Consider the following 8,752-nt stretch of genomic DNA (forward strand, 5'->3'; position numbering starts at 1 on the left):
TTCTACGAAATATTAAATGATGACAAAACCGAATTTAAATTTTTAGAAATACTCCATTAGGAGTAATTGGTTGGTAGAAAAAAAAGAAATTTCCACCCAAACAATTTCCCGTAGGGAGATATGAAACAATATTAAACGTATAGTCCCTACGGGACAAAATATGTGTCGATATTTTGAAATGGCTACCGATATATAATTTCTACGAAATATTGAATGATGACAAAACCGAATATAAATTTTTAAGAAATACTCCGTTAGGAGTTAAATATCGGTAGAAAAAAAAGAAATCCCAATCCAAAAATATCCCGTAGGGATTATATAAAAATTTAAGTTGGAAGTTTAAGCTTATTCAAAATCTAACAGTTCTTTTATTGAAATTCCCAAACCTTTAGATAATGCAAGCAAATAAATATATGTAGGATTGAATTCACCTGCCTCAACTTTGTGTATAGATTGCTGATCTTTAAATATCAGTAATCCTAGCTTGGCTTGTGATAATCCTTTAGCTGTTCTAAGCTCTTTAATTCTAGCTCCTAAACGCTTTAAATCTTCTGAGTTATCCACTTGTCTTTTAATTTCGGACAATTTGCGTTTTCTATTTATTCTTTTTAACATACTATAATATGTTATTTAAAGTTTTTCGTACATTTGATTTTTATCTAAAAAACACAAAATCACCATTATGGAAACCAATGAAATTAAAAATTTAACTCATCTCAAAAAATTAGCTAATCGATATCTCAGCACATTAAAACACAGTGATGATAATACCGAAACTAATGTCGCTCAAATTAAATTTATAAATTATTTTGAACTTGGTTGCGTTATAACCAATATGTTAAAAATGTGCATTTTGACATTAGACCAACAAGCAGATAAAATTTCGGAAACAAATAAAAATCCCGTTAATGTGTCTCTAGTTTTAGAAACCGTTTTAGAAATGTTTCCTTTAGATGAATTTGAGTTTTTAAGTGAAATTAGTGAGATGTTAATTGAAAAACCTAGCAACATTAATTCATAAATAAAAAGCCCTTTTCTGGATTTGAAAAGGGCTTTTTTTATATTATAAAATTACATACTTGTAATTATAAATTCGCTTCGTCTGTTTTGCTGATGTTCTTTCTCGGTACATTTTACACCATCGGCACATTTATTTACCAGCTGCGTTTCTCCGTATCCTTTTGCTGTTAAACGGCTTCCATCAATTCCTTTTTGTTCCAGCCAGTTTTTAGAAGATTGTGCTCTTTTATCTGATAAAATTTGATTGCTTTCTGATGATGAACGGCTGTCTGTATGCGAACGAATATCTATTTTTATGTTTGGATATTGTTTTAGTATATCAACAATTTTTTGCAGTTTAGGCTCTGATTCTTTTTTAATTGTTGCTTTCCCTAAATCGAAAAAGTTCATTGGTATGTTTAAAAGTTTTACCAAATCGGTTCCTATTGTAATGTTAACTTTAACTGATTTGATAGAGTTGCCTTTTATTACAACCGGCATTGCTTTTACAATTGGTTTTGGTTTCTGTTCTAAAGCTATTGGCAGCGTAGTTGAACCTGTTGCTTTTTTTAGTGCAATAGAAACTTCTTTAAACAAATAATCTTCTTTTGATGTTTTGATGAAATATTTTTTTCCGCATCTTACATCGGCGAAAGCATAATTTCCGTTTGCATCAGATTTTGTTTCAACAGCAGTTTTACCTGATTCATCAAATAAAATCAAATTAACATTTGAAAGTGGTTCGTTTGTTTCCTGATCTGTAACGATTCCTGATAATTGCTGCTCGCAGATTAATCTTCGGTTTTCTGTAAAACGGTAAATATCATCAAGTCCGTGGCCGTTTACTCTGTTTGAAGAGAAAAATCCGTTTCTGTTTTTGCTATTAATTATAAAAGCAAAATCGTCTTGCTTACTGTTTACTGGTTCTCCAACATTTAATACTTCATCAAATAAACCTTCTTTAGTTATTCTTGAAACATAAATATCAAGTCCGCCTAGACCTGGTCTTCCGTCGCTGGCAAAATAAAGTTCGTTTTCATCTGAAATAAAAGGAAATGTTTCTCTTCCTTCTGTATTAATTTCCGGGCCTAAATTTTCTGGTGTTCCAAAAGTTCCATCGGCTGCTATACTTACTTTGAATATATCCGAAAGGCCAAGTGTTCCCGGCATATCTGATGCAAAGTATAATGTTTTTTCATCAGGGCTTAAGGCTGGATGCGCCACGCTGTATTCGTCACTATTAAAAGGAAGTTCCTGAACTTCTTTCCATTCGTTATCGATTAAAACTGCTTTATAAAGTTTTAAAAGCGTAATGTTCTTTTCGTTTTGTCTTCTTTTACCGTTTACAGAATTGTTTCTGGTAAAATACATGGTTCGTCCGTCTTTTGTAAAAACCGGAGTCGACTGGTTGAAGTTTACTTTTAAGTTCTTTTTGTGAAATAATACAGGTTTTTCGATACTTCCGTCAGCATTTAATTCAACTGTATATAATGTCGAAATGGCTTTATTTGTCCATTTAAAATTCTTTTTGATGATCGCACCAGTATCTCTTGCAGATGTAAATACTAATTTATTGTCTAAAATTGTACTTCCGTAATCTGAATCTTTTGAATTAACTCCGGCATCAGCAATATCAAATCGGCCTGAATTTGCTTTGATATCTTCCAGATAACTTTTGTTCTTTAAAAACAAAATGGCTCTTTTATCTGAAGGTGCTTTTTGGCTGAATTTTTCTAAAACTTCATCTGCTTTACGATAACTTCCTATTGATTTTAAGCATTGGGCATATTTGTACATATACTCTGCTTCCTGATTTTCATTTAAATTAAATAATTCCTGATAGTAGTTTAGGGCTTCTTCTAATTCTCCTATGAAATAGTAGGAATTACCAAGTCTTTGAAATATTCTTTCTTCTTTAACTCCTTTTTTTAATAAACTTTCGTACGCTTTTATAGCATCCGCGTAAGCGTAATTATCATATTTTTGATCTGCATTTTTTATACTGGCAGTTTGTGCATTTGCATTGATGAAAAGGCAAAAGAACAAAAAGGAATAAATTAAATTTTTCATCTTCATATTTAAATATTAAAAGAATCTTGGTGAAGTTAGTTTGCTGTAGTTATTGAAGAAATCAAAACGAAGGAAAATTTCATGTGATCCTGAATTGTATTTTTGTAAACGTGTGGTTTCATGATCATAACCGTATCCTACATACATTCCTCTTGTAACCTGAAAACCTGCCATTGCACTTACAGAAGCGCTCCAACGGTAAGCAAGACCTACAACAAATTTATCATTAAACATAAAGTTTCCTGAAACGTCTACCTGCAAAGGTGCTCCTTCTACCATTTTTGTTAACAATGCCGGTTTGAATTTTATGTATTCTAAACGATCTAAATTGAAAACATAACCTGCCATGAAATAGTAGTTTATTTTTTCTTTGAAGATGGCAACATCGTTATCATCGTATCTATTTGTTTCGATAAAATTTGGAACTGATAATCCTAAATAAGCACGATCTGAATGCCAGTAAATTCCGGCTCCAATATTTGGCGTAAACTTGTTTCTTAAATCCTGAAACATTTCATCATTTTGATCTTCGTAGCTTAATTTACTTGCATCAAGATTAAAAAGATTGGCTGTTGCTTTGATACCAAATGAAAGTTGAAAGGATTCTGAAGTTGGAATACTATAAGACAAATCTGCAGACAGGGTGTTTTCTGTCGTTGGTCCGATTTTATCATTTACCAGCGAAACCCCTAATCCTAATTTACTATTGTCCAGAGGTGTATTTACTGAAAAAGTACTTGTTACCGGCGCTCCGTCAAGTCCAACCCATTGTGTACGATATAAACCGAAAGCACTTAATACGCCGCGCGAACCTGCATATGCCGGATTGATTTCGATTGTATTATACATATATTGTGTGAATTGAGAATCTTGCTGAGCAGAACACACAATTGTAAAAAACATGAAAATTAAGCCTAATTTTTTCATTTATAAGAGTTTTAAAAACGGCTTAGCTTGTACTAAGCCGTTTGTAATTTTTATTTATTGATATATAAATAACCTGATTTTTCGTGAGGGTTTGAACCGCTGTCTTTATATTTTAGAATATAGAAATAGGTTCCTACCGGCAATCCTTCTGATTGTTTCATAGTTGTACGCCCTTCTGAATATCCTTTAAATACTCTGTCTTCATTGTTATATCCAGATTTTTCGAAAACCAATACTCCCCAACGGTTGTAGATTTCTACTGTATTATCTGGGTAGCATTCTATTCCCTGAATGTAGAATCGCTCATTTTTACCATCTCCATTTGGAGAGAAACCTTTCTTAACGTCAATTTCACAACCATTTAATGTTATCACAGTAGGTTTGTCTCCGTTTATTCCATCATTATCTGAAAGATCCTCAACTACTACTCCTTTTGCACTGCTTCCTTTAACACTTGCCTGATTTGTAACTTTTCCGTTATTGATATCTGTTTGTGTTATTTTATAAACTGCTGTAAAGTTTGTATCATTTGATTCGCCAACTGCTAAACTGATAGCTTGTCCTGAAACGATTACTCCCGGCAGCGGATCTGAAATTGTAATTCCTGTTAACGGTACATTTCCTGTGTTTGTTACTTCGAATTTGTATGTAATTGTTTCACCTGCATTTGCAATTTTGTTATCATTATCATCATTGAAGACTGCTGTTTTAACAATTGCAATTCCCGGAACTTCAACAAAAACTGTCAATGTTGCTGAAACACAATTTCTTGTCGTTGCTGCTTTCTCACAAATTTCATATGTAATATCATAAGGTCCGCCTGGTGTATTTGGTTTTACATTTACGGTTCCGTCTGCATTAAATTCAAAGTTGTTGTTTCCAGATGTATTTGAAATAGTAACGTCTGCAGGATTAACTGCTAATCCGTCTAATAAATCATTATCTAAAACATTTATGAATTCAAGAGAACCATTAATTCCATCAACCGATATTACTCCGTCATTGTTTGCAACAATTGGTTTAGTTGGTGTAACTGGAATAACTGTATTCAAGACTTCAATAGTTACAACCGCCTGACTGCAATTAGATGAACTTAAAGCATCACATATTTGATACGTCAAGTGATAAGTTCCTGTTGGTGTTCCAGGTTTAATACCAACTGTGCCATCTGCATTTAAAGTTAAATTAGCATCTGGAGTAACTGTACTTAAAATTACGTTTGCTGGAATAACTGGTGCTCCGTTATGCGTATCATTATTAAATACATTTATACCAGAAGTTTCTCCTTTGCTAACATCGATTGGTCCTGCTGTATCATTATTTGCTTGGATAGCAAAAGTTGGTCTTGCATTACAATCTCCCGTAGCTGCTGGATAATTTACCGGCACACTAACTGTTGGGTTTAATGAGAATACCATTGTAACCCCTGGTCTTGTTTTCTCAAATCCATCAGCAGCTTCTGTCCATTGACCGTTTGTATTTACCCATCCCGGCCAGTCTGTTCCGTTTCCGCTGCCGTCAATAGTTGCACCCGGCCATAATATATCTCCGTTTAATGGTAAGTTAGTTTGAGTTGCTACTACATTGTTTGCACTATCGATCCATTGAATCGTTAATAAATTAGTTGGTGTAAAATTATCTGCCACGACATTGTATTTCACATAAGGAACGTTATTTGAACAATAACTGCTTGCTGTTACTGTCATTGTTGGTTCATCAACTGTTACTTTAATCGAAGCCGAACTACAATTTGTTGGGTTCAGTTTTTCACAAATTTGATATGTCAACTCATATGTTCCTCTTGGTGCATTTGCTCCCAATGTAACTGTTCCGTCAGGATTTAATGTTAAGAATCCTGTTGGATCTGGAGTTACAACTGAAAGATTAAGGTCATTTGCTGCAACTGGTAAGCCGTTGTTTTTATCATTATCAAAAACATTAATAATGGTTTGAGGATGATTTACTCCAACTACAGATCCTACTACATCATCAATCGCTTGTAATAGTGCTCCACTAATTACCACAACTTTTGAGATTACTGTATCACAATTTGTTGGGTTGCTGATCTCACAGATGCTGTATATAACATCGTAAGTTCCTGCAGGTGTATTTGGTGCAACTGTTACCGTTCCGTCTGCATTTAATGTCAATCCTGTCGGAAGCGTTCCTACTGCAGTCAATGTTACCTGTCCTGCTAAAGTTCCAATCACAGCCGGATTTCCGTTTAACGTATCGTTAGTTATTAATGATACTGTTGTGCCTCCAAGGTTTCCGTTGATTGCTGCTGTAGTTTCTGTTACCGCGTCAATTACCGGCGTTGGTGTCGGTGCCCCTACTGTTACACTTACGGTGTTTGAACTGCAGTTTGATGGGTTTAGTTTCTCACAGATCGTGTAAGTTAATTGATAAGTACCTGCCGGAGCATTTGCACCTAATGTTAAACTTCCGTCTGGGTTTAGAACTAAATATCCTGTCGGGTCTACAGTAGTCGTAGTCAGATTTACATCTGATGGAACTAATGCTGTTCCGTTTTTAGTATCGTTATCAAAAACATTTAATGGTAATGTCTGAGATGCATTTGTTGATGTAACTGATCCAATTGTATCAGGATTTGCAGTTAATACTCCGCCTGTTACCACAACTTTTGAGATTACTGTATCACAATTTGCTGGGTTACTGATCTCACAGATGCTGTATGTAACATCGTAAGTTCCTGCCGGTGTATTTGGCGCAACAGTTACCGTTCCGTCTGCATTTAATGTCAATCCTGTCGGAAGCGTTCCTACTGCAGTCAATGTTACCTGTCCTGCTAAAGTTCCAATCACAGCCGGGTTCCCGTTTAACGTATCATTAGTTATTAACGATACTGTTGTGCCTCCAAGGTTTCCGTTGATTGCTGCTGTAGTTTCAGTTACTGCATCAATTACTGGTGTTGGTGCCGGTGCTCCTACTGTTACACTTACGGTGTTTGAACTGCAGTTTGATGGGTTTAGTTTCTCACAGATTGTATAAGTCAACTGATAAGTACCTGCCGGAGCATTTGCACCTAATGTTAAACTTCCGTCTGGGTTTAGAACTAAATATCCTGTCGGGTCTACAGTAGTCGTAGTCAGATTTACATCTGATGGAACTAATGCTGTTCCGTTTTTAGTATCGTTATCAAAAACATTTAATGGTAATGTCTGAGGTGCGTTTGTTGATGTAACTGATCCGATAACATCAGGGTTTGCTGTTAATACTCCTGCTGTCACCACAACTTTTGAGATTACGGTATCACAATTTGTTGGATTTGTAATTTCACAAATGCTGTATGTAACATCGTAAGTTCCTGCCGGTGTATTTGGCGCAACTGTTACGGTTCCGTCTGCGTTTAATGTCAATCCTGTCGGAAGCGTTCCTACTGCAGTCAATGTTACCTGACCTGCTGAACTGCCAATTACCGCCGGGTTTCCGTTTAATGTATCGTTAGTTATTAATGATACTGTTGTACCTCCAAGGTTTCCATTAATGGCTGCCGTAGTTTCTGTTACCGCGTCAATTACCGGTGTTGGTGTAGGTGCCTCTACTGTTACACTTACTGTGTTTGAACTGCAGTTTGTTGGGTTTAGTTTCTCACAGATAGTATAAGTTAACTGATAAGTACCTGCCGGAGCATTTGCACCTAATGTTAAACTTCCGTCTGGGTTTAGAACTAAATATCCTGTCGGGTCTACAGTAGTCGTAGTCAGATTTACATCTGATGGAACTAATGCTGTTCCGTTTTTAGTATCGTTATCAAAAACATTTAATGGTAATGTCTGAGATCCGTTTGTTGATGTAACTGATCCGATAACATCAGTATTAGCAACTAATACTCCTCCAGTCACCACAACTTTTGAAATCACGGTATCACAGTTTGTCGGGTTAGTAACCTCACAGATGCTGTACTCAACATCATAAGTTCCTGATGCAGTATTCGCAGCAACTGTTACTGTTCCGTTCGTATTTAGTGTTAATCCTGCCGGAACACTGATCGCTGTTAATGTTACCTGTCCTGCTGAAGTTCCGATCACAGCCAGGTTTCCGTTTAAGGTATCATTTGCTGTTAAAGCTGCTGTTGTGCCGCCCGTATTTCCGTTTACTGATGTCGTTGTTTCTGTAACTGCATCGATTACTGGTACACCTACTGTTACACTTACTGTGTTTGAACTACAGTTTGATGGGTTTAGTTTCTCACAGATTGTGTAAGTCAACTGATAAGTGCCTGCCGGAGCATTTGCACCTAATGTTAAACTTCCGTCTGGGTTTAGAACTAAATATCCTGTCGGGTCTACAGTAGTCGTAGTCAGATTTACATCTGATGGAACTAATGCTGTTCCGTTTTTAGTATCGTTATCAAATACATTTAATGGTAATGTTTGAGATGCATTTGTTGATGTAATTGATCCGATAACATCGGTATTAGCAACTAATACTCCTCCAGTCACCACAACTTTTGAAATCACGGTATCACAGTTTGTCGGGTTAGTAACCTCACAGATGCTGTACTCAACATCATAAGTTCCTGATGCAGTATTCGCAGCAACTGTTACTGTTCCGTTCGTATTTAGTGTTAATCCTGCCGGAACACTGATCGCTGTTAATGTTACCTGTCCTGCTGAAGTTCCGATCACAGCCAGGTTTCCGTTTAAGGTATCATTTGCTGTTAAAGCTGCTGTTGTGCCGCCCGTATTTCCGTTTACTGATGTCGTTGTTTCTGTAACTGCATCGATTACTG

General features: G+C 35.9%; 5 protein-coding genes. 1 reads left to right on the forward strand and 4 read right to left on the reverse strand.

The features are described from left to right. Positions 1-345: 345 nt before the first annotated feature. On the reverse strand, positions 346-615 hold the full coding sequence (locus ACODSB_RS23675) for a helix-turn-helix domain-containing protein (RefSeq protein WP_235991975.1): 270 nt from the start codon (positions 613-615) through the stop codon (positions 346-348). A gap of 67 nt (positions 616-682) precedes the next feature. On the opposite strand from ACODSB_RS23675, the gene ACODSB_RS23680 reads away from it, so the two are divergent. Further along, positions 683-1,021 (forward strand): hypothetical protein, encoded by a 339-nt coding sequence (locus ACODSB_RS23680; RefSeq protein ID WP_180855865.1) that lies wholly within the window; start codon positions 683-685, stop codon positions 1,019-1,021. 50 nt (positions 1,022-1,071) lie between these two features. On the opposite strand, the gene ACODSB_RS23685 is transcribed toward ACODSB_RS23680, so the two are convergent. The 3 genes from ACODSB_RS23685 to ACODSB_RS23695 all read right to left on the reverse strand — a co-directional run. Further along, positions 1,072-3,075: an OmpA family protein gene (locus ACODSB_RS23685; protein WP_488938845.1), complete on the reverse strand. Its 2,004-nt coding sequence runs from the start codon at positions 3,073-3,075 to the stop codon at positions 1,072-1,074. A 9-nt stretch (positions 3,076-3,084) separates the two neighbouring features. Further along, positions 3,085-3,996, reverse strand: coding sequence for a PorP/SprF family type IX secretion system membrane protein (locus ACODSB_RS23690; RefSeq protein ID WP_488938846.1), 912 nt, complete (start codon positions 3,994-3,996; stop codon positions 3,085-3,087). 50 nt (positions 3,997-4,046) lie between these two features. Then, positions 4,047-8,752, reverse strand: a 4,706-nt coding sequence (locus tag ACODSB_RS23695; protein ID WP_488938847.1) for a T9SS type B sorting domain-containing protein, incomplete at its 5' end; no start/stop codon positions are given.

Source organism: Flavobacterium sp. FG68 (assembly GCF_057808895.1).

Bases quoted from the DNA above. Each gene is read 5' to 3' on its own strand.
- ACODSB_RS23680 (WP_180855865.1), top strand. From the start codon at position 683: ATGGAAACCAATGAAATTAAAAATTTAACTCATCTCAAAAAATTAGCT.
- ACODSB_RS23685 (WP_488938845.1), bottom strand. From the start codon at position 3,075: ATGAAGATGAAAAATTTAATTTATTCCTTTTTGTTCTTTTGCCTTTTC.
- ACODSB_RS23690 (WP_488938846.1), bottom strand. From the start codon at position 3,996: ATGAAAAAATTAGGCTTAATTTTCATGTTTTTTACAATTGTGTGTTCT.
- ACODSB_RS23675 (WP_235991975.1), bottom strand. From the start codon at position 615: ATGTTAAAAAGAATAAATAGAAAACGCAAATTGTCCGAAATTAAAAGA.